This window comes from Bathymodiolus japonicus methanotrophic gill symbiont (assembly GCF_019721995.1).
GTDB lineage: Bacteria > Pseudomonadota > Gammaproteobacteria > Methylococcales > Methylomonadaceae > Methyloprofundus.
Genome location: NZ_BLYC01000010.1, coordinates 82417 through 99857 on the forward strand (window position 1 = coordinate 82417; position 17441 = coordinate 99857).

Below are 17441 nucleotides of genomic sequence, written 5' to 3' on the forward strand. Positions count from 1 at the left end.
ACGAATTACGGCGATAGGAGTCCCGGAATTTCGTGAGGTAGCATGGCGCGCCTGTTTTCTGCTTCTTTATGTAGTAGCATGCCACCTGCTTCATTGACGGCATCATTCGCATGAATGCACGCTGATTCGACTAAGTGTTCTTTACTGATAGTTTCAAACCCAGCCAACTTCTCATAGGCCAGTTCATTGAAATTATAGATAGAGCCTTCACTAATCGGCATACCTAATTGATCAGCGAAATACTCCTGTATTCGGTTGTAGGGCAATAACTGATATTGCGAAAGATAAACCACATGGGCTTTTATCCCATTACCATATTGCGCAGCCTTAGTAACCTCATCTGGAAAAGGAGCGATAAAACACTGACCTTTTCCATTTATCAACCGTTGCGCCTGGTATTCTGTCACTACCCTTGAGATATCAATATCGAATACCTGGCGTGTTTCAAAGCCATCTGCCGTGTATCGCCCTTTTGGCAAGGTACGGCGATCAATGGTAATGATCTCGATTTCATCCGGGTCATCTATTTTTGAAGTGTCGTGCCGACATGCGATTTTTGTCCGCCAGAAGGCTTATCTGATTTTTTTCGATTCCCTTTTTTACGGTTGGGATCACTTGCAGGTGGTTTACTGCTATTTTTGCTGTTCAGTGTCACTCGATTGAGTAATACCGTGACTAATAATAGAATCACTTCCAGTGCTGATTTTAGCGCAGGCGATATATCACGCTCAGTTTCAAGTAACTGTTTGGCATGACTGATTGCGGAATCAACATCGATGAAGTCTATTTTCAAAGGGTAACCTGTATTGCTTTAAGGACAGGCTTATTATCTCATGGGTTTTAAATCCCGAATTTTCCTTGTTTTAAGCGATTGTAAGGCGAATAAAAAAGTTCTTCGAGGTCGTAGATGTTTAAGGGGACATTTTGTGATGACTATAGCGATAGAAGCAATAAAGCGTGGATTAATCGACTGTTGGGCAGTTTACTAAAAATCACAAAAACCAGACTAAAACCCTGTCAAGAACTTTTTTAATTATTCAGGCGCGCCATGCTACCTCACAACATTCTGGGACTCCTGTCACCAACATTCATTCGCCTACGCAGCGAATGGGAGATGCCCTGGTCGCCCTGCGTCCGTCTCAACTACTCAACTACGCACAAAACCCTGCTCAGTTAAGTCTACCTCAAATGGCTGGACGGCTATTCGGAATGCAATTCTTGCCTCCCTCGCGCGCTACTAGCGCACTTCGGATCAGCGAATTGCCCTGTCGCCTACCAGAGACTAAAAATCATCACTCCGCTTAGGCTCCGTTTCCCTGATTTTAAGCGTACGCTGAGTAGTTACAAACAACTTAACACTTTGTATAAAATGGGTACAACGTAGTGCTTGTTTTTTGGGCACACAGTGAAACCCCATCACAGTGTACATAAAATGATGGGTTGCGTAAAAATATTCTCTACCCATCCTATGCAATTTATTTAAATACAAAGGTTAAAAATAATTCTTTATAGGTACTTACGACTCTGCTCCGGGCTAAGTATGATTTCGTTAAATTTCAGAGTAAGTTCTTTTTCAAAGCATGAAAACAGGTATATGTATTTATGATCAACAACCAACCAATAAGTCCTGAACAAACCGCTGCTATCGCCAAGATGCTTACCCTGTGTCATGTGCGTAGTTATCCAGCCAAGACGACTATCATTCGCCCTGGCGACAAAGGTGATACCTTGCATTATATTGTTGAAGGTTCCGCCAGCGTCTGCGCTGAGGATGATGAAGGTCATGAACTTATTCTGGCTTATCTGAATAAGAATGACTTTATTGGAGAAATTGGGGTATTTAAACCACCCGGTGATCGACAAGTCACCGTTAGAACTCGGGTCGCCTGCAAGCTCGCAGAAATCAGTTACGTTCGCCTGCATCAGGCGATGCATAATGAACTTGCCGACCAGTCAGTCTACTTACTGTCTTTATTTGGCGAACAACTCGCGTGTCGTCTGCTGATTACCAGTAGAAAATATTGCGACTTGGCCTTTATGGACGTTGAAGGGCGTATTGCCCGCACATTGCTGGATTTAACTAAAGAGCCCGATGCTATCACGCACCCGGAGGGTATGCAGTTACATACAACGCGTCAGGAGATTAGCCGCATTGTCGGTTGCTCCAGAGAAATGGTCGGACGTATTTTAAAAGAAATGGAAGACAAGCAATTAATTTCGGCTCATGGCAAAACCATTGTTGCGTTTGGCACCCGCTGAATTCTTATCTAAAGAGCGAGGATTTAATAATACCTGAAAGTATGGCGCAGGATTTTTGTTCGTATTCAAGACGTAGTAACAACAGGCGCATAGCAGGCTACGTAAAGTTACTACATCGCAGAAGACGGAAAAAAGACCAGCAGTTTTTTGGATGATGTGCGTTTCCATCTCCCTAACCTAGACTAATAACTCCCGAGCCTGCTCATCAGCATGATATGACGAGCGTACCATAGGCCCACTGGCAACTTGTTTAAACCCCACCTGTTTAGCTAATACAGCATATTCATCAAACTCCTCTGGTGTGATATAACGCTGTACCGCCAAATGATCTGTGCTCGGTTGCAAATACTGTCCCAGGGTTAAAATTGAACAATGATGCTCGCGCAGGTCGCGCATAACTTCTAGCACTTCTTCCCGGGTTTCACCTATACCTAACATCAACCCGGATTTTGTCGGTATTTGTGGCAATCTCTCATGATGTGCTCTTAATAAATCCAGTGACTGTTGATAGTGAGCACCTGGCCTGGCCTGCTTATAAAGCCGCGGAACAGTTTCCAGGTTATGATTAAATACATCCACAGGACTAGACTGTAAAATATCTAGAGCAACTGTTACACGCCCCCTGAAATCAGGCACTAGAACTTCAATTTTTGTATCAGGCGATTTCTCCCGAATAGCATCCACACAGGCGGAAAAATGCCCTGCCCCGCTATCTCTTAAATCATCCCGGTCTACCGAAGTAATCACCACATATCTCAGTGCTAATTGTTTAATCGTCTTAGCTAGATTGATAGGTTCAGACGAATCCAGAGGCTCAGGCCTGCCATGTGCTACATCACAAAAAGGGCAGCGCCGGGTACATAAATCCCCCATAATCATAAAAGTTGCCGTACCCAGACTAAAGCACTCGTTTAAGTTTGGGCAGGCCGCTTCTTCACAAACACTGTGTAATTTATTTTCACGCAATGTCTTTTTAATACGTACCACATCTTCATTTCCTGCTAACTTAATCCGAATCCAGTCAGGTTTGCGCAAAACCGATTTTCCGGGCACTACCTTGACAGGGATTCTGGATAATTTTTCAGCATTCCGCTGATGCGTTTCAGGAGTGGTACGAGAAGGGGCTTGTATACTTGACATAAAATGAATGTAAAATTGGAAAATGGATAACTTACTTTTTTGAGTTTATTGAATGCTTAAATTAATGCGCTAGGCAATCATATTTAGCGTTAATATAAACAGAGCCTAACTAATGGTAAGACTTATTCCTGTAGCCAGGCCAGTGCCTGGTCAGAATCTTCAAAGTATTTAACTTCGCCTGAAATAAACCACGAAGCTATTTTTGCAGTGTATTCCTGCCATTTTTTATTACCAAAAATAGCAATTTCACTAAACTCGTTACCATGTTTTAAGCCCAGTTTAAAGTCATCCCATGCTGCTCTTAATTCCCAGCCCTGTAGCTCGGAGCCGTCGATAAAGACCTTTACAGGCGCGCCATGCTACCTCACGAAATTCCGGGACTCCTGTCGCCGTAATTCGTTCACCTACGCAGCGAATAGGAGATGCTCCAGCCGCCCTGCGTCCGCCACAGACTGAGCACAAAGCAGCTCAGTCATGGCTACCTCAAATGGCTCTACGGCTATTCGGGATAAAATTTTAGCCTCCCTCGCGCGCTATCGCGCACTTCGGATTGGCAAATTTCCCTGCGCCTTCTGGAGACTATCAGCCCGTCCGGGGCTGACAGCGTTTGTGGGTCTTTGACACCCTGCAAAGCAGAGTCTATCATCGGATTTATTTTTAAATAATCCTCATGACTTGGGGAGTCGCTATTTTTGCGAAAGCTTGTTTTGGGCATCCCAGCCCAAGCAAGCAGCAAAAACTTAACGCGACCACTTATGCCTCCGGCGGCCCCGATTCGTCCTCGTCACCTCGTCCCGACCCAACAAGGGGTCGGAACATAGGCTCCAAATGACTTGACGCCGTGTCGGATGGCCTTTTATTTTGTCTCCACCTTCGCTAACGCTCAGACTCCGACAAAACAACGGCCCTACGGCTATCGCGGACTAAAAATCTTCACTTCGCTAAAGCTCCGTTTCCAGGATTTTCAGCGTAAGCGTTCCGGTTGCTTTCAAGGAGAGAAAGAACTCATGACCGATTCTTTCTATGCCAATTGATAACCCGTGCCTTACAACGCTCATCTTACCCCCTTAATGAACCACACCGATAACAAGCGCAGTTACAGCAAAAAATAAAACCAGCTTGTCACCCACCATTTTATCGATCACATACAAACCGTAAAGTATCGTCAGTACATAAATTAATTCAGTCATATCCTACCCTCGTAAAACTTTTAATTAACGTTGAAAATAGCTACGCTATAGTTCTGCGGCTACAAACGGCGCTCTTCGACACCTTATTCCAGCCTTTCGCATAGTAGCACAACTAAAAACTCTGGGGGATAAAATTTCTTAAGTATTTGACTGATGGTAGATTTGTAACCTATGATCACATCAACCTGTCAATAACACAGGTTTATAAATCAATAGCTTCGGCATAAAAAGAGCGGGAGGCACTTCACCGCATTAAATCCACTCAGTGAATAATGCTATCCGGCCACAATTAATATTGAACTGAAGTTTCCCAATAATTATTTATGGTAAAATTGAAACTACGCTACAACTATATGAAAAAAATCATCAGTGTTCCCCTATCAATTGATGCCGTGAAACTAACCTCGCCACAAGAGAGCTCATAAAGCACTGTAAAGACATTCCTGTTATTATTGCGTTTTGAACTGCCCGAATGGTATACGAGCTGATACGAGATATTCTTGCCTGGAAAAATAATGGATTCACAAAACGATCTCGTTTTTGAGCCTGTTGCTGCCTAATCTCCAGAGCCTCGCTATATTTTTTATCCGATGGATGAATCAATTCTGGCTGTTGTGTTTTTGAAATCTCTTCAAACACGCGCATTAAATTATAGCTCATTGCAGTCAGGCGCATTTGATTTTCAAGTGAGCGGGTATTGGAAGACCAAGCTTTAGTTTCCTTGAAATTACTTTTAGTGTTATTGAATGTCTTTTCAATCGTCCATCGCTTGAAATACAGCATGGCAATGGTTCCAGGGTTAATAGTCATTGGCAAGGTTGTCACAAACCGGTGAAGTTTTCCGGTTTCTGGATCACGGTAATCCACCACGTTAAATTTGATGCCCTTGTTTTCGTACACACTGTATGCTTCAACCCCTGTATTGATCTCAGGGCGGGAGTCAAATTGGGGAGTCGCTATTTTTGCGAAAGCTTGTTTTGGGCATCCCAGCCCAAGCAAGCAGCAAAAACTTAACGCGACCACTTATGCCTCCGGCGGCCCCGATTCGTCCTCGTCACCTCGTCCCGACCCAACAAGGGGTCGGAACATAGGCTCCAAATGACTTGACGCCGTGTCGGATGGCCTTTTATTTTGTCTCCACCTTCGCTAACGCTCAGACTCCGACAAAACAACGGCCCTACGGCTATCGCGGACTAAAAATCTTCACTTCGCTAAAGCTCCGTTTCCAGGATTTTCAGCGAGGGATAGACTCAACCAGAGTCGCAATTGAATTTTCTTTTAGCATTGAAATCATGTAATTAGCATGTCGTTTCTGCCGATCCCACCAGACAAAGTCGGTGACGGTTTTATCGTAGACATAGAGATGTTTCTGAGAGCTGTTATTTCCCTTGTTTTGCTTTTCAATATGATCTCGTAACACAGGTATTTCTTGATGTCTCTGAGTTCCGTTTGTCACCAGACAAAGAAATCTGAGCAACCCACTTCTGAGATTCAACGCGTAAATCCCCCCGGCCGCATAAACTTTCCCATTGCTGTTTTTTTCAGTATGGCAGTCATGATCAATAAAATGTCCATCCGCTGCTTCTATGGTGTATTCGTCAAGTTCCGGGAATGCTTTAAGATAATCAATGCCTTGCGATAGCAGTGTTTCAGAGTGAAGATGATAGCTCTGCTGTTCAAATGCCTCAAGCATACTTGTTCGTCTATGCGACTTCAGTGATTTAAAATACGTTGAGTGGGGAAGCAGCTGGCCATAAATCTGTTCATTGGTTTGGAGGAAATGGCTACCACTATCGACTACACTGATACAGCGTAATAACCCAAGGCGAATAAAGTCGATATCCTTCAACTCTGGGCATGAACGAGCCCACATTGGGGAGTCGCTATTTTTGCGAAAGCTTGTTTTGGGCATCCCAGCCCAAGCAAGCAGCAAAAACTTAACGCGACCACTTATGCCTCCGGCGGCCCCGATTCGTCCTCGTCACCTCGTCCCGACCCAACAAGGGGTCGGAACATAGGCTCCAAATGACTTGACGCCGTGTCGGATGGCCTTTTATTTTGTCTCCACCTTCGCTAACGCTCAGACTCCGACAAAATAACGGCCCTACGGCTATCGCGGACTAAAAATCATCACTTCGCTTAGGCTCCGTTTCCCTGATTTTCAGCGAAGGATGACGCTCTGCTAACAGGGCACGTTCCATACTTTCATTGCAGTGTTGGTGAATATGTTCAGAGAGTGGTAGGTCTTTAAGCATGGGTGATGTCCGTTTATGAGGTGATTAAAACGGAAATTTTTAGAAAAATCTTTCCGGCAAATGCAAGCTTTATTTGAAATTATTTGTTGTTCTTTTACGGTGCCTACAGAGTGTCTATTTGTTGTTATAAGTGATTAAAATCAAAAAGATGGAAATATTCGAGTGGTGCTACCTTCAGGTAGGTTATAGGCTGCTTTGTTTAGGTACTTCTTCTTTCAATGGGAACACTGATGAAAAAAATAGTCTTTTCATTCGTTTCAAATGCTATTGCCTAAGGGGAATTAAGTAGGGGTTTGCTATAAACATGGCAAAACCACCTAAAATAAACCTCGATACACCAGCATTGTGTATTTCAGCTACTCAATAATTGGGAAACTTCAGATATTGAATTACTATTCAATTTCATTACGAGCAGACGGTATTTCTTTTTTTAGCAATGCTAATGTCTGTATTCTAACTGAAGTTTCTTAGAAATTCATCAAGCAACCATTCGCAATAAAACGGCTACCACCGAATTTACAGGGGAGCTGCTGTATTTGGGGCAAACCCTTTCAAAATCCGGATCCAAAGCCGCTTCGGCAATGATGCGGCGGATATCTGAAAAGGCGAAACTGGCTCGCCCCTTCACTTTGTGCCGACGTTCCAGATCGGTTTTTAAACGATCCGCGTAAATCCACGTCAGCGTTGTTGCCATCATACAGAAGTCCAAATGGTTGGTCACTGCCTGCGCATTTCGACACTGACTTTTATGGCTCCCTATGTCTTGCTTGAGCTCTTTGAACCCGGATTCGATTTTCCATCGCGCACCATAATACTCAATAATCTGTGTGACGGATAAACTTAGATCGGTCGTAAACAAAGCAATCCACTGTGTGCGACGAGACACCCAGACAACCTGAACGGGTCGTTTCAATGTTTTCAGCATGACAACGCGACTATAAGCCCTGACTTCACGCTGTTTTCCATAGAGATTCACGGTATACGATCGGGCCTTTTGTTGTACTTTTTTTGCCATGTCTGTGGCTGCCCCCAACGCTGCCCGTACTTTTTATTCCGCCCCCTCTGCTTGGGTTTTCTTTTTTCTGGACGATCGTACAGTACATTATTGCACCTTAACCTAGAGAGAATATTAAACCGGCTTCCGATAGCTTTGTAAACAGGCTTCCATAGGCCATTGTTGCCAAACCAGCTATCAGTGACTGTCAATATCGGAGCGGTGGAAAAATGTTCTGCAATTGCAATCAGCATTTGAGCCGCCTGAGCCATCTTGGTCTGGAAAGGAACGACATCACCTCTTATCGTGGCGATTTCTTTTTTTGCCTGAATTGTTTTTAAGGGCAGATAAAATCGGAAATCTAAAAATAAGCACGCCCAGCGACCTTTGACCTGTTTCAGCAACCTTACCGATACAATATTTTGTGCCCATGGATATTTGCTTTGATTCGATTTGGCCGCGTGGTCAAAAATGGCTTCACAGCCGAAGATATTTTTGCCTACTTTAGTGATAATGGAGTCATCCAGTGCAACCAATATGCGCCCATCTGTTTCAGGAGACGGAATCAGCTCCCAGATAGTTTTCCACAGCCCAGCCCACGGCAAAGTTGAAGAAGCTATGAAAGTGTAAAAGCGCTTATTCTTGATCTCAAACCCAAACAACGTATCAAGGCAACGCCAAAGATTAGAGGTCATTGATGACGTAAAAGGAACGATAATGGACAGGATCGTGTAAACGAACAGAGAGGCTCGTTCGCGGCCTAAAGTGGTTCCGGAAAAATGATCTTGAAGCGGGAGTAAAATATCGCGTAAAATGAACATGAATGAGGTCGTTTTATTTGTATAATCAATGTGTTATAAACTTTCATTATACAGTAAAACTAGGCCTCATTCACGATTAACCTGTTGTTTTTAAAAAGAATTCAAGGCTTTTAGTCAACGGAATGCCATTAATATTAGCAATACCTAATATTTTAGAAAAATAAGCATTAGCTGATATTCTTATGCTTTAAAAACTAGGAAACTTCAGTATTTTAAGAGGGTATGACATGAATAAAACTGCATTAACTTCTACACTTTCTCAACACGGCAATACTGCCGGGCATCTAATCAGATCAGCACGCAATACTACTTACAGAGATAAAAATAACCCGAGACTTTTTTCTGGCATATCACGCATAATCAGCAATAAGTCACATGCATTTTTGTCTATTTTATGCCTGATCCTGATATTACCATTAACCGCTAATGCCCATAGAGGAGCAAAAGGCGAGGTTGATACCTGCCGAATATCAGTCGGTAAAGAAGTGATTCATTTTTCAGCCTACACCCCCGCTTTATCGGGTGGTAAAAGCTACTGCCACATTATCCCAGAAGTTGGCTTGACAGATCTTGTCATAGATTATGAAGGTAAAAAACTACGCCATACCACCGTTGAATTTGAGGTAACCAAAGAGCCCGAGGGAAGCCGCGTGTATTACCATAGCCCCGAGCAAATCACTAAAGGAACGATAGATGCCAAGGTTGATTTTAGACAATATGGAGAGGGCAATTACCTACTCCATGTCACCGTGCTTAACCAGGGTGAGACTATCGACTCGCACTTGCCTTTTTCTGTCGGCCTGGAAGAAGACGAAAGTGCAATACCGAGTAAAATTCTAATTCCGTTAATTATCGCCCCGATAACCCTTGCAGGCTTGTTCTTTTTGTCCAAAACCAACAGGAAAGAACCACCTTCTATGGATGATACACAAACCTAAATATTTAACAACGTTTACGGAATTGCTTAAACAATTGGCTTGTCTTTTTATCTCTCTTCTACGTTATAGAAAACTTACGTAACTGGCTTTACGCCTGTTTCTACGCCTTGAATATGAATAAAAATCCTGCGCCAGATGCTCAACTTATTCCCTGCGCGATCCTTAGCATAGACTGCCAGTCGCAACCTCTACTGGCAGTCCTTTCATTCTTTGCAAGTATTCAAAAATTATCGGTAACTACTCAGCGTAATTTAAACTCATAACAGATTGATTTAAAATAATAATTAATGTATCTCTCTGAATTTTAGTCCAATTTTCACCCCTTTTTAAAGGTGAAAATGACTAAAGTCAGGTTAAATTAAAATATATCCATTTGATTTTAAAGTTAAAAAACACGCTGAGTAGTTACAATTATCGAAACTAATCAACCCAGGGGCGGGCTTGTTTTATTGCCAGTTTACCTCGACTGCCATCATCAGTTTCTGTAATTTTAAACTCTATAGACTTTCAGAAAATTAATTTCCGAACAAACAAAAACGACAGAGGGGAAACTGGCTTATAATTTTCGTCCCAACACTAACGGAAACAGTCAAAAATGGTATCCCTCACTTTTTCAAAGTCAATTGTAGACCGACTAAAAAAAATATGGCGACAGCTCTCAAGCTAAGTAATATTTGTTTATATCGATTAACTCAAGCTCTACTCTGGTTCAGTGAATGCATGGGAATCAAAGAAATAGCACGCCTAATGGGAGTCTGTGAAAAAACCATTATAAATTGTTGGGGAGTCGCTACTTTTGCGAAAGCTTGTTTTGGGCATCCCAGCCCAAGCAAGCAGCAAAAACTTAACGCGACCACTTATGCCTCCGGCGGCCCCGATTCGTCCTCGTCACCTCGTCCCGACCCAACAAGGGGTCGGAACATAGGCTCCAAATGACTTGACGCCGTGTCGGATGGCCTTTTATTTTGTCTCCACCTTCGCTAACGCTCAGACTCCGACAAAATAACGGCCCTACGGCTATCGCGGACTAAAAATCATCACTTCGCTTAGGCTCCGTTTCCCTGATTTTCAGCGGCTGAAAACATTCATGGATAAAGGTGTCGGTTGGTTAATAGGGCAACACTATCAAGGACGTGGTCGGAAGTCAAAGTTAACTAAAGACCAGAAAAATAAATCGGGGAGTCGCTATTTTTGCGAAAGCTTGTTTTGGGCATCCCAGCCCAAGCAAGCAGCAAAAACTTAACGCGACCACTTATGCCTCCGGCGGCCCCGATTCGTCCTCGTCACCTCGTCCCGACCCAACAAGGGGTCGGAACATAGGCTCCAAATGACTTGACGCCGTGTCGGATGGCCTTTTATTTTGTCTCCACCTTCGCTAACGCTCAGACTCCGACAAAACAACGGCCCTACGGCTATCGCGGACTAAAAATCTTCACTTCGCTTAGGCTACGTTTCCCTGATTTTCAGCGTTGGTTGAGTTGATAAAGAAAGGCCCAGAAGACAATGGATTTCATTGTGGAATATGGAATACTGCGATGATTGCCGAGCTTATTTGGTTAAAACTTGAAGTTCGTTATAACTTGAACTATTTATCAAGCCTAATGAAAAAACTGGGCTTCAGTTATCAAAAAGCTCGTTTTGTGACTGATCGCCAAGAAGAAGAAAAGTACGAGCTTGAAAGAAAAACGTGGCTGGAAGAAACATTGCCTGCCATTATGGAAAAGGCGGTAGAAGAAAAGAGTGTCGTTTTATTCGGTGATGAGGTGTCATTTGCTATGTGGGGTTCATTGGCACGAACCTGGGCTCCAATAGGAGAGCAACCCACAGTGAAAACATCAGGGATTCGAAAAGGGTTGAAAATGTTTGGTACGATCGAACTCGAAGGAGGGAGTTTTCAATACCGAGAATCATTGGCTTATGAGATAAAACCAAAGTCACTTAGACTTTTAAAAGAAGCTGGGCTGCCTCAAGAATTTTTAGCTATTCTTAAAAGCTTAAAAAATGAGAAATATCCAACACAGAAGCTTTTTATGGAAGCGATATATTCTATTGCCGACAACGTCTTAATCGAGAGTTATAAGCCAATGATATTACAACACGCTGAAACATCTGGGCGTTTTAATGGTGAAAGCTATGTTGAGTTTTTAACACAATTGCTGGCTTATTATAAAGGCAAGATTATTCTAATTGAAGATGGTGCCCCGTATCATGGAAGCGGTGTTATTAAGGAATTTAAGTTAGCTAATGTAGATCGTTTGACAGTAGAACGTCTCCCTGCGTTCTCGCCGGATTTTAATCCGATTGAGAAATTATGGAAAAATACGAAACGCGATTCGACTCATATGAAGTATTTTAAAACTTTTGAAGATCTTCATGATTCAGTTGTGCAAACTTTTAACACTTACAGGCGCGCCATGCTACCTCACGAAATTCCGGGACTCCTGTCGCCGTAATTCGTTCACCTACGCAGCGAATAGGAGATGCTCCAGCCGCCCTGCGTCCGCCACAGACTGAGCACAAAGCAGCTCAGTCATGGCTACCACAAATGGCTCTACGGCTATTCGGGATAAAATTTTAGCCTCCCTCGCGCGCTATCGCGCACTTCGGATTGGCAAATTTCCCTGCGCCTTCTGGAGACTATCAGCCCGTCCGGGGCTGACAGCGATTGCGGGAAGATTTCGTTGTTACCGCCTAAGTTTAAGCGCTCCAAATTTGGAAATTATTTATCTGAGAAACTATATGTCGATCATCAGTGTTCCCCTATCAATTGAGGCCGTGAAACTAACCTCGCCACAAGAGAGCTCATCAGGCGCGCCATGCTACCTCACGAAATTCCGGGACTCCTGTCGCCATAATTCGTTCACCTACGCAGCGGATGGGAGATGCCCTGAACGCCCTGCGTCCGCAACGACTACGCACAAAAGCCGCTTCGTCATTACTACCTCACTGGCTGGACGGCTATTCGGAATGCAATTCTTGCTCCTCTCGCGTGCTGCTAGCACACGTCGAATCAGCGAATTGCCCTGTCGCCTATCAGGGACTAAAAATCACCACTTCCCTAAGCTCCGTTTCCATGATTTTCAGCGTACGTCCTCCGTCATCACCGGCGTATCATAAACTTCTTTTATATCTGAAGTTTCCCAATAATTATTTATGGTAAAATTGAAACTATGCTACAACTATATGAAAAAAATAGTCTTTTCATTCGTTTCAAATGCTATTGCCTAAGGGGAATTAAGTAGGGGTTTGCTATAAACATGGCAAAACCACCTAAAATAAACCTCGATACACCAGCATTGTGTATTTCAGCTACTCAATAATTGGGAAACTTCAGCTTTTATATTTGAGTGCCTGATAAATTGCGTTTCCCAGGTAAATCCACTAAAGGGTGCTGCAAGTCGGGTAATAAGGAATTCATCGGACACCGGACTAATCAAGCCAGCCGATATCTCTATCGGCTCTGGATTAGTGACCGATAATTCACCATACTGCGCATTTACATAAAACCCTTTCCAGCCCCGATTATAGATATTTTTGCTAATCGCAACACCATTCACCTGTTCATCGCCATAATTAGGGTGTATCAATACTCCCATATAGGTTTTCAAATGCTCAACGCGATGCAATCTGCGTTCTTCAAAGGCTCTTAACCCATCTTCGTCACTATTGATGATGTAGTTGTTATAAATCAATTGGTTGAAATTTTAAAAAGTAGCCAGTTGGCACTACAGATTTTGTGTTTTTGTATAAAACGTTGGATTTTTTAGAGTATTTTTGTCGCATGTAAATTACACTCAAATAATGATGATTTTTTTGACAAAAGTCAATGAATTTATCGACAAAAATAATATAAATGGCACTACAAAACTTTCAAAAAAAACACCATTGATTTTAAAGAGAATTTTTCGACAAAAAATCGCTTAAACCGATGAATCAATGACTTAGAAAGATGAAAGTGACGAAGATGGGTTAACGTCCATAAACCAGCCCAAACTTCTTTAATACTTTTAATCAACTTCCCTTCTTTGGGTTTATGGGTAAAAGAGCCGTATAAACCTGCCCCGCTAAACCCCTGCAGATCTTCATTATTGGTACTGGAACGAACTCGCAGCTTTTGCGTAAAAGGCTCGCCCTCTGGTTCCCAGAATAATCTTACCGTTTCAATTTCATCAACTAGAGATTTCTCTACCTCAGCATGTTCAATAAGACCTCGAAACTCTGACAGCTTTTGCTCACGAACCGCCAAACTCGCATTAAACTCAGCATTGTCTAATAATCGCTCTATATACGTATACAACGACACACTCGCATTATTATCACACAGCACACGCGGCTCATTGACACAACGCGGGCTACGCATAAAAGCATCGTACATCGCAAACGGCAAAGCATAGCCTTTAGGTGCTATGCCCTCTGCCAGAATGTTGCCTAATTCGGCAACATTAGCTGCTTTAACACCAACACGAATCCAGTCTACATGACTTAGTGCTGTTAATGGCATAGGCGCAGTCAGACTTAAATCACTTTCCGGTATCGTCGCTTCTACAGGAAAATGGCCTGCCAGCCATTGCTCAGCCTCTTGCTCAGTCGCAGACTCAATATGCACACCTTCATCATTTACAGAGTAATGCACCCACTGACCGATCAAATCAGCGACTTCTGGTATAGCTCGCACATTTTTCATATAGGCATTAGGCGTATCATTTTGCCGCGCTTTCAAATTTATATGCGATAAAGGCGTTTGTGGCTGCTCAGTAATAATCCCACCGACATGGCCTAGCATATTTGGAATAAAGGTATAAATAGCAATAATCTCTGCACCAGGATCAGGGTCGCCCGGATTAATAAGCTTTAGGAGACCAAAGGCCTCTCCTTTATTTAAAATTGCTAAATCCAGTTGCGCAAACAAGCTATCAGTATCAATACTGCGAATATTTTTAGCGCTAAATTGCTCTGCGAAACCTGCAAATTCTGATTCATGCATCAGTGTTCCCATTGAAAGAAGAAGTACCTAAACAAAGCAGCCTATAACCTACCTGAAGGTAGCACCACTCGAATATTTCCATATTTTTGATTTTAATCACTTATAACAGCAAATAGACACTCTGTAGGCACCGTAAAAGAACAACAAATAATTTCAAATAAAGCTTGCAATTGCCGAAAAAATTTTCCGTTTTAATCACCTCATAAACGGATATCACCCATGCTTAAAGACCTACCACTCTCTGAACATATTCACCAACACTGCAATGAAAGTATGGAACGTGCCCTGTTAGCAGAGCGTCATCCTTTGTGGGCTCGTTCATGCCCAGAGTTGAAGGATATCGACTTTATTCGCCTTGGGTTATTACGCTGTATCAGTGTAGGTCGCCATTTCCTCCAAACCAATGAACAGATTTCAGGCGCGCCATGCTACCTCACGAAATTCCGGGACTCCTGTCGCCGTAATTCGTTCACCTACGCAGCGAATAGGAGATGCTCCAGCCGCCCTGCGTCCGCCACAGACTGAGCACAAAGCAGCTCAGTCATGGCTACCACAAATGGCTCTACGGCTATTCGGGATAAAATTTTAGCCTCCCTCGCGCGCTATCGCGCACTTCGGATTGGCAAATTTCCCTGCGCCTTCTGGAGACTATCAGCCCGTCCGTGGCTGACAGCGGATGAAGAGTGATCAAGCCGTGGCCTGATTCTGAGTCTTTTGTTTGACCATCGCTGAAAATCCTGGAAACGGAGCTTTAGCGAAGTGAAGATTTTTAGTCCGCGATAGCCGTAGGGCCGTTGTTTTGTCGGAGTCTGAGCGTTAGCGAAGGTGGAGACAAAATAAAAGGCCATCCGACACGGCGTCAAGTCATTTGGAGCCTATGTTCCGACCCCTTGTTGGGTCGGGACGAGGTGACGAGGACGAATCGGGGCCGCCGGAGGCATAAGTGGTCGCGTTAAGTTTTTGCTGCTTGCTTGGGCTGGGATGCCCAAAACAAGCTTTCGCAAAAATAGCGACTCCCCGATGCCTTCTCCTTCACCCAGAGCAAATAGCCCGCATTGAAAGCAAACTACCTGCGTATACCGTAGGAAGCTTACAGCGCAAGTCTCAAATGGATGTACTGCTTGAGTTCATCACGTCATTGCTAGAGTTTCCAGATCCTGGTGATAAGCTGAAAGAGTTAGGTGAATTAATAAAGGATGTGTTTCAACTGATGTCATCAGGAAAACATATGATTGGCAGATATTTAGGGCGCTTAGAGCCAACACCATCATTAAAGTATTGTTCTGCTGGGTGAAGGTAAGAGTTTGATGGCAATGGGATGGAAAAACTTGAACATCGAGTATAAACATGGCAAAATCACCTAAAATAAACCTCGATACACCAGCATTGTGTATTTCAGCTACTCAATAATTGGGAAACTTCAGCTTCCCCACTCAACGTATTTTAAATCACTGAAGTCGCATAGACGAACAAGTATGCTTGAGGCATTTGAACAGCAGAGCTATCATCTTCACGCTGAAACACCGCTATCGCAAGGCATTGATTATCTTAAAGAATTCCAGGGACTTGACGAATACACCATAGAAGCAGCGGATGGACATTTTATTAATCATGCATGCCATACTAAAAAAAACAGCAAGGGGAAAGTTTATGCAGCCGGGGGGATTTACGCGTTGAATCTCAGAAGTGGGTTGCTCAGATTTCTTTGTCTGGTGACAAACGGAACTCAGAGACATCAAGAAATACCTGTGTTACGAGATCATATTGAAAAGCAAAACAAGGGAAATAACAGCTCTCAGAAACATCTCTATGCCTACGATAAAGCCGTCACCGACTTTGTCTGGTGGGATCGGCAGAAACGACATGCTAATTACATGATTTCAATGCTAAAAGAAAATTCAATTGCGACTCTGGTTGAGTCTATCCCTTTTGACTCCCGCCCTGAGATCAATACAGGGGTTGAAGCATACAGTGTGTACGAAAACAAGGGCATCAAATTTAACGTGGTGGATTACCGTGATCCAGAAACCGGAAAACTTCACCGGTTTGTGACAACCTTGCCAATGACTATTAACCCTAGAACCATTGCCATGCTGTATTTCAAGCGATGGACGATTGAAAAGACATTCAATAACACTAAAAGTAATTTCAAGGAAACTAAAGCTTGGTCTTCCAATACCCGCTCACTTGAAAATCAAATGCGCCTGCAGGCGCGCCATGCTACCTCACGAAATTCCGGGACTCCTGTCGCCGTAATTCGTTCACCTACGCAGCGAATAGGAGATGCTCCAGCCGCCCTGCGTCCGCCACAGACTGAGCACAAAGCAGCTCAGTCATGGCTACCACAAATGGCTCTACGGCTATTCGGGATAAAATTTTAGCCTCCCTCGCGCGCTATCGCGCACTTCGGATTGGCAAATTTCCCTGCGCCTTCTGGAGACTATCAGCCCGTCCGGGGCTGACAGCGACTGCAATGAGCTATAATTTAATGCGCGTGTTTGAAGATTTTTCAAAAACACAACAGCCAGAATTGATTCATCCATCGGATAAAAAATATAGCAAGGCTCTGGAGATTAGGCAGCAACAGGCTCAAAAACGAGATCGTTTTGTGAATCCATTATTTTTCCAGGCAAGAATATCTCGTATCAGCTCGTATACCATTCGAGCAGTTCAAAACGCAATAATAACAGGAATGTCTTTACAGTGCTTTATGAGCTCTCTTGTGGCGAGGTTAGTTTCACGGCCTCAATTGATAGGGGAACACTGATGATCCTAATAGTTAATAGTAACTGCCCTAATTCATTGTACCCTTTAGGAGCGAGGGTTTAATAATTCCCGAAAGTATGACGCAGGATTTTGG

General features: G+C 43.4%; 30 protein-coding genes and 2 pseudogenes. 18 read left to right on the forward strand and 14 right to left on the reverse strand.

Annotated features, from left to right (window positions below; translation table 11 throughout):
* Positions 1-5: 5 nt before the first annotated feature.
* Complete coding sequence (locus tag K6984_RS14815) at positions 6-479, reverse strand: IS66 family transposase (protein ID WP_221896229.1); 474 nt, start codon at positions 477-479, stop codon at positions 6-8.
* 44 nt (positions 480-523) lie between these two features.
* Positions 524-793 (reverse strand): DUF6444 domain-containing protein, encoded by a 270-nt coding sequence (locus K6984_RS14820; protein WP_221896230.1) that lies wholly within the window; start codon positions 791-793, stop codon positions 524-526.
* Positions 794-1107: 314 nt separating this feature from the next.
* On the opposite strand from K6984_RS14820, the gene K6984_RS14825 reads away from it, so the two are divergent.
* Complete coding sequence (locus K6984_RS14825; protein WP_221894617.1) at positions 1108-1305, forward strand: hypothetical protein; 198 nt, start codon at positions 1108-1110, stop codon at positions 1303-1305.
* A 297-nt stretch (positions 1306-1602) separates the two neighbouring features.
* On the forward strand, positions 1603-2259 hold the full coding sequence (gene crp, locus K6984_RS14830; protein ID WP_221896231.1) for a cAMP-activated global transcriptional regulator CRP: 657 nt from the start codon (positions 1603-1605) through the stop codon (positions 2257-2259).
* 177 nt (positions 2260-2436) lie between these two features.
* Here crp and lipA read toward each other — a convergent pair whose 3' ends face one another.
* The 3 genes and pseudogenes from lipA to K6984_RS14845 all read right to left on the reverse strand — a co-directional run bounded on the left by lipA (position 2437) and on the right by K6984_RS14845 (position 3861).
* Positions 2437-3399, reverse strand: coding sequence for a lipoyl synthase (lipA, locus tag K6984_RS14835; RefSeq protein WP_221896232.1), 963 nt, complete (start codon positions 3397-3399; stop codon positions 2437-2439).
* Positions 3400-3521: 122 nt separating this feature from the next.
* A pseudogene (locus K6984_RS14840) lies at positions 3522-3746 on the reverse strand (SpoIIAA family protein); the annotation flags it as partial.
* A complete protein-coding gene (locus K6984_RS14845) occupies positions 3685-3861 on the reverse strand; it encodes a hypothetical protein (protein ID WP_221896233.1) in 177 nt (58 codons plus the stop codon). The pseudogene K6984_RS14840 and the gene K6984_RS14845, both read right to left, overlap by 62 nt.
* Before the next feature lie 12 nt (positions 3862-3873).
* Between K6984_RS14845 and K6984_RS14850 the strand changes: the two genes are divergently transcribed.
* The 3 genes from K6984_RS14850 (at position 3874) to K6984_RS36270 (ending at position 4433) form a co-directional block, all read left to right on the forward strand.
* Positions 3874-4020 carry a hypothetical protein gene (locus tag K6984_RS14850; RefSeq protein ID WP_221896234.1) on the forward strand — a complete coding sequence of 49 codons (147 nt, stop codon included), beginning with the start codon at positions 3874-3876 and terminating at the stop codon, positions 4018-4020.
* 71 nt (positions 4021-4091) lie between these two features.
* Complete coding sequence (locus K6984_RS33685; protein WP_263458596.1) at positions 4092-4220, forward strand: hypothetical protein; 129 nt, start codon at positions 4092-4094, stop codon at positions 4218-4220.
* Between the two features lie 27 nt (positions 4221-4247).
* Positions 4248-4433, forward strand: a complete 186-nt coding sequence (locus K6984_RS36270; protein WP_221896235.1) for a hypothetical protein — start codon at positions 4248-4250, stop codon at positions 4431-4433.
* Between the two features lie 522 nt (positions 4434-4955).
* Here K6984_RS36270 and K6984_RS14860 read toward each other — a convergent pair.
* The gene (locus K6984_RS14860; RefSeq protein ID WP_221896236.1) at positions 4956-5588 is read right to left on the reverse strand and encodes a transposase; all 633 of its coding nucleotides are present in this window, start codon (positions 5586-5588) and stop codon (positions 4956-4958) included.
* Here K6984_RS14860 and K6984_RS33690 point away from each other — a divergent pair.
* Complete coding sequence (locus K6984_RS33690; RefSeq protein ID WP_263458596.1) at positions 5552-5680, forward strand: hypothetical protein; 129 nt, start codon at positions 5552-5554, stop codon at positions 5678-5680. The two genes, K6984_RS14860 and K6984_RS33690, sit on opposite strands and share 37 nt — an antisense overlap.
* Before the next feature lie 27 nt (positions 5681-5707).
* Positions 5708-5887 carry a hypothetical protein gene (locus tag K6984_RS14865; protein WP_221896237.1) on the forward strand — a complete coding sequence of 60 codons (180 nt, stop codon included), beginning with the start codon at positions 5708-5710 and terminating at the stop codon, positions 5885-5887.
* Here the strand turns inward: K6984_RS14865 and K6984_RS14870 are convergent.
* Positions 5824-6501, reverse strand: a complete 678-nt coding sequence (locus K6984_RS14870) for a hypothetical protein (RefSeq protein ID WP_221896238.1) — start codon at positions 6499-6501, stop codon at positions 5824-5826. The genes K6984_RS14865 and K6984_RS14870 overlap by 64 nt on opposite strands.
* Here K6984_RS14870 and K6984_RS33695 point away from each other — a divergent pair.
* Entirely contained in the window at positions 6479-6607 is a 129-nt protein-coding gene (locus K6984_RS33695) for a hypothetical protein (protein ID WP_263458596.1), read from the forward strand. The genes K6984_RS14870 and K6984_RS33695 overlap by 23 nt on opposite strands.
* A 102-nt stretch (positions 6608-6709) precedes the next feature.
* On the opposite strand, the gene K6984_RS33700 is transcribed toward K6984_RS33695, so the two are convergent.
* Positions 6710-6844: a hypothetical protein gene (locus K6984_RS33700; RefSeq protein WP_263458763.1), complete on the reverse strand. Its 135-nt coding sequence runs from the start codon at positions 6842-6844 to the stop codon at positions 6710-6712.
* A 478-nt stretch (positions 6845-7322) separates the two neighbouring features.
* Positions 7323-8659, reverse strand: a pseudogene (locus tag K6984_RS36275) (IS701 family transposase).
* Positions 8660-8886: 227 nt separating this feature from the next.
* On the opposite strand from K6984_RS36275, the gene K6984_RS14880 reads away from it, so the two are divergent.
* The 5 genes from K6984_RS14880 (at position 8887) to K6984_RS14885 (ending at position 12050) form a co-directional block, all read left to right on the forward strand.
* Positions 8887-9597: a hypothetical protein gene (locus K6984_RS14880; protein ID WP_221896239.1), complete on the forward strand. Its 711-nt coding sequence runs from the start codon at positions 8887-8889 to the stop codon at positions 9595-9597.
* Positions 9598-10393: 796 nt separating this feature from the next.
* Positions 10394-10522: a hypothetical protein gene (locus tag K6984_RS33705; protein WP_263458596.1), complete on the forward strand. Its 129-nt coding sequence runs from the start codon at positions 10394-10396 to the stop codon at positions 10520-10522.
* Between the two features lie 266 nt (positions 10523-10788).
* Positions 10789-10917 carry a hypothetical protein gene (locus tag K6984_RS33710; RefSeq protein WP_263458596.1) on the forward strand — a complete coding sequence of 43 codons (129 nt, stop codon included), beginning with the start codon at positions 10789-10791 and terminating at the stop codon, positions 10915-10917.
* 27 nt (positions 10918-10944) lie between these two features.
* On the forward strand, positions 10945-11079 hold the full coding sequence (locus tag K6984_RS33715) for a hypothetical protein (protein WP_263458764.1): 135 nt from the start codon (positions 10945-10947) through the stop codon (positions 11077-11079).
* Complete coding sequence (locus K6984_RS14885) at positions 11076-12050, forward strand: transposase (protein WP_221896240.1); 975 nt, start codon at positions 11076-11078, stop codon at positions 12048-12050. Before K6984_RS33715 ends, K6984_RS14885 begins: the two co-directional genes overlap by 4 nt.
* Here the strand turns inward: K6984_RS14885 and K6984_RS33720 are convergent.
* A complete protein-coding gene (locus K6984_RS33720) occupies positions 11992-12117 on the reverse strand; it encodes a hypothetical protein (protein WP_263458765.1) in 126 nt (41 codons plus the stop codon). The two genes, K6984_RS14885 and K6984_RS33720, sit on opposite strands and share 59 nt — an antisense overlap.
* A gap of 355 nt (positions 12118-12472) precedes the next feature.
* Between K6984_RS33720 and K6984_RS14890 the strand changes: the two genes are divergently transcribed.
* Positions 12473-12757 carry a hypothetical protein gene (locus K6984_RS14890; protein WP_221896241.1) on the forward strand — a complete coding sequence of 95 codons (285 nt, stop codon included), beginning with the start codon at positions 12473-12475 and terminating at the stop codon, positions 12755-12757.
* 145 nt (positions 12758-12902) lie between these two features.
* Here the strand turns inward: K6984_RS14890 and K6984_RS14895 are convergent, their stop codons facing one another.
* Together K6984_RS14895 and K6984_RS14900 are read right to left on the reverse strand one after the other, a co-directional pair.
* A complete protein-coding gene (locus tag K6984_RS14895) occupies positions 12903-13289 on the reverse strand; it encodes a hypothetical protein (protein WP_221896242.1) in 387 nt (128 codons plus the stop codon).
* Between the two features lie 167 nt (positions 13290-13456).
* Positions 13457-14593, reverse strand: a complete 1137-nt coding sequence (locus K6984_RS14900; protein ID WP_221896243.1) for a PEP/pyruvate-binding domain-containing protein — start codon at positions 14591-14593, stop codon at positions 13457-13459.
* Positions 14594-14800: 207 nt separating this feature from the next.
* Between K6984_RS14900 and K6984_RS14905 the strand changes: the two genes are divergently transcribed.
* Positions 14801-15106 carry a hypothetical protein gene (locus K6984_RS14905; protein ID WP_221896244.1) on the forward strand — a complete coding sequence of 102 codons (306 nt, stop codon included), beginning with the start codon at positions 14801-14803 and terminating at the stop codon, positions 15104-15106.
* Positions 15107-15183: 77 nt separating this feature from the next.
* Here K6984_RS14905 and K6984_RS14910 read toward each other — a convergent pair whose 3' ends face one another.
* Together K6984_RS14910 and K6984_RS33725 are read right to left on the reverse strand one after the other, a co-directional pair.
* Positions 15184-15429 (reverse strand): hypothetical protein, encoded by a 246-nt coding sequence (locus K6984_RS14910; RefSeq protein WP_221896245.1) that lies wholly within the window; start codon positions 15427-15429, stop codon positions 15184-15186.
* A gap of 27 nt (positions 15430-15456) precedes the next feature.
* Complete coding sequence (locus K6984_RS33725) at positions 15457-15585, reverse strand: hypothetical protein (protein WP_263458596.1); 129 nt, start codon at positions 15583-15585, stop codon at positions 15457-15459.
* On the opposite strand from K6984_RS33725, the gene K6984_RS14915 reads away from it, so the two are divergent.
* From K6984_RS14915 to K6984_RS14925, 3 genes are all read left to right on the forward strand, one after another.
* A complete protein-coding gene (locus K6984_RS14915) occupies positions 15549-15875 on the forward strand; it encodes a hypothetical protein (RefSeq protein WP_221896246.1) in 327 nt (108 codons plus the stop codon). The two genes, K6984_RS33725 and K6984_RS14915, sit on opposite strands and share 37 nt — an antisense overlap.
* 94 nt (positions 15876-15969) lie before the next feature.
* Complete coding sequence (locus tag K6984_RS14920; protein ID WP_221896247.1) at positions 15970-16962, forward strand: transposase; 993 nt, start codon at positions 15970-15972, stop codon at positions 16960-16962.
* On the forward strand, positions 16917-17348 hold the full coding sequence (locus tag K6984_RS14925; RefSeq protein WP_221896248.1) for a hypothetical protein: 432 nt from the start codon (positions 16917-16919) through the stop codon (positions 17346-17348). The genes K6984_RS14920 and K6984_RS14925 overlap by 46 nt, the downstream gene beginning before the upstream one ends.
* The last annotated feature ends 93 nt before the right edge of the window (positions 17349-17441 follow it).

What these genes read in the sequence shown, in the direction of transcription:
- K6984_RS14825 (WP_221894617.1), top strand. Translation starts at nt 1,108, where the DNA reads ATGGGAGATGCCCTGGTCGCCCTGCGTCCGTCTCAACTACTCAACTAC.
- crp (WP_221896231.1), top strand. Translation starts at nt 1,603, where the DNA reads ATGATCAACAACCAACCAATAAGTCCTGAACAAACCGCTGCTATCGCC.
- lipA (WP_221896232.1), bottom strand. Translation starts at nt 3,399, where the DNA reads ATGTCAAGTATACAAGCCCCTTCTCGTACCACTCCTGAAACGCATCAG.
- K6984_RS14850 (WP_221896234.1), top strand. Translation starts at nt 3,874, where the DNA reads ATGGCTACCTCAAATGGCTCTACGGCTATTCGGGATAAAATTTTAGCC.
- K6984_RS36270 (WP_221896235.1), top strand. Translation starts at nt 4,248, where the DNA reads ATGGCCTTTTATTTTGTCTCCACCTTCGCTAACGCTCAGACTCCGACA.
- K6984_RS14865 (WP_221896237.1), top strand. Translation starts at nt 5,708, where the DNA reads ATGGCCTTTTATTTTGTCTCCACCTTCGCTAACGCTCAGACTCCGACA.
- K6984_RS14870 (WP_221896238.1), bottom strand. Translation starts at nt 6,501, where the DNA reads ATGCCCAAAACAAGCTTTCGCAAAAATAGCGACTCCCCAATGTGGGCT.
- K6984_RS33700 (WP_263458763.1), bottom strand. Translation starts at nt 6,844, where the DNA reads ATGCTTAAAGACCTACCACTCTCTGAACATATTCACCAACACTGCAAT.
- K6984_RS14880 (WP_221896239.1), top strand. Translation starts at nt 8,887, where the DNA reads ATGAATAAAACTGCATTAACTTCTACACTTTCTCAACACGGCAATACT.
- K6984_RS33715 (WP_263458764.1), top strand. Translation starts at nt 10,945, where the DNA reads ATGGCCTTTTATTTTGTCTCCACCTTCGCTAACGCTCAGACTCCGACA.
- K6984_RS14890 (WP_221896241.1), top strand. Translation starts at nt 12,473, where the DNA reads ATGGGAGATGCCCTGAACGCCCTGCGTCCGCAACGACTACGCACAAAA.
- K6984_RS14900 (WP_221896243.1), bottom strand. Translation starts at nt 14,593, where the DNA reads ATGGGAACACTGATGCATGAATCAGAATTTGCAGGTTTCGCAGAGCAA.
- K6984_RS14905 (WP_221896244.1), top strand. Translation starts at nt 14,801, where the DNA reads ATGCTTAAAGACCTACCACTCTCTGAACATATTCACCAACACTGCAAT.
- K6984_RS14910 (WP_221896245.1), bottom strand. Translation starts at nt 15,429, where the DNA reads ATGGCCTTTTATTTTGTCTCCACCTTCGCTAACGCTCAGACTCCGACA.
- K6984_RS14925 (WP_221896248.1), top strand. Translation starts at nt 16,917, where the DNA reads ATGGCTACCACAAATGGCTCTACGGCTATTCGGGATAAAATTTTAGCC.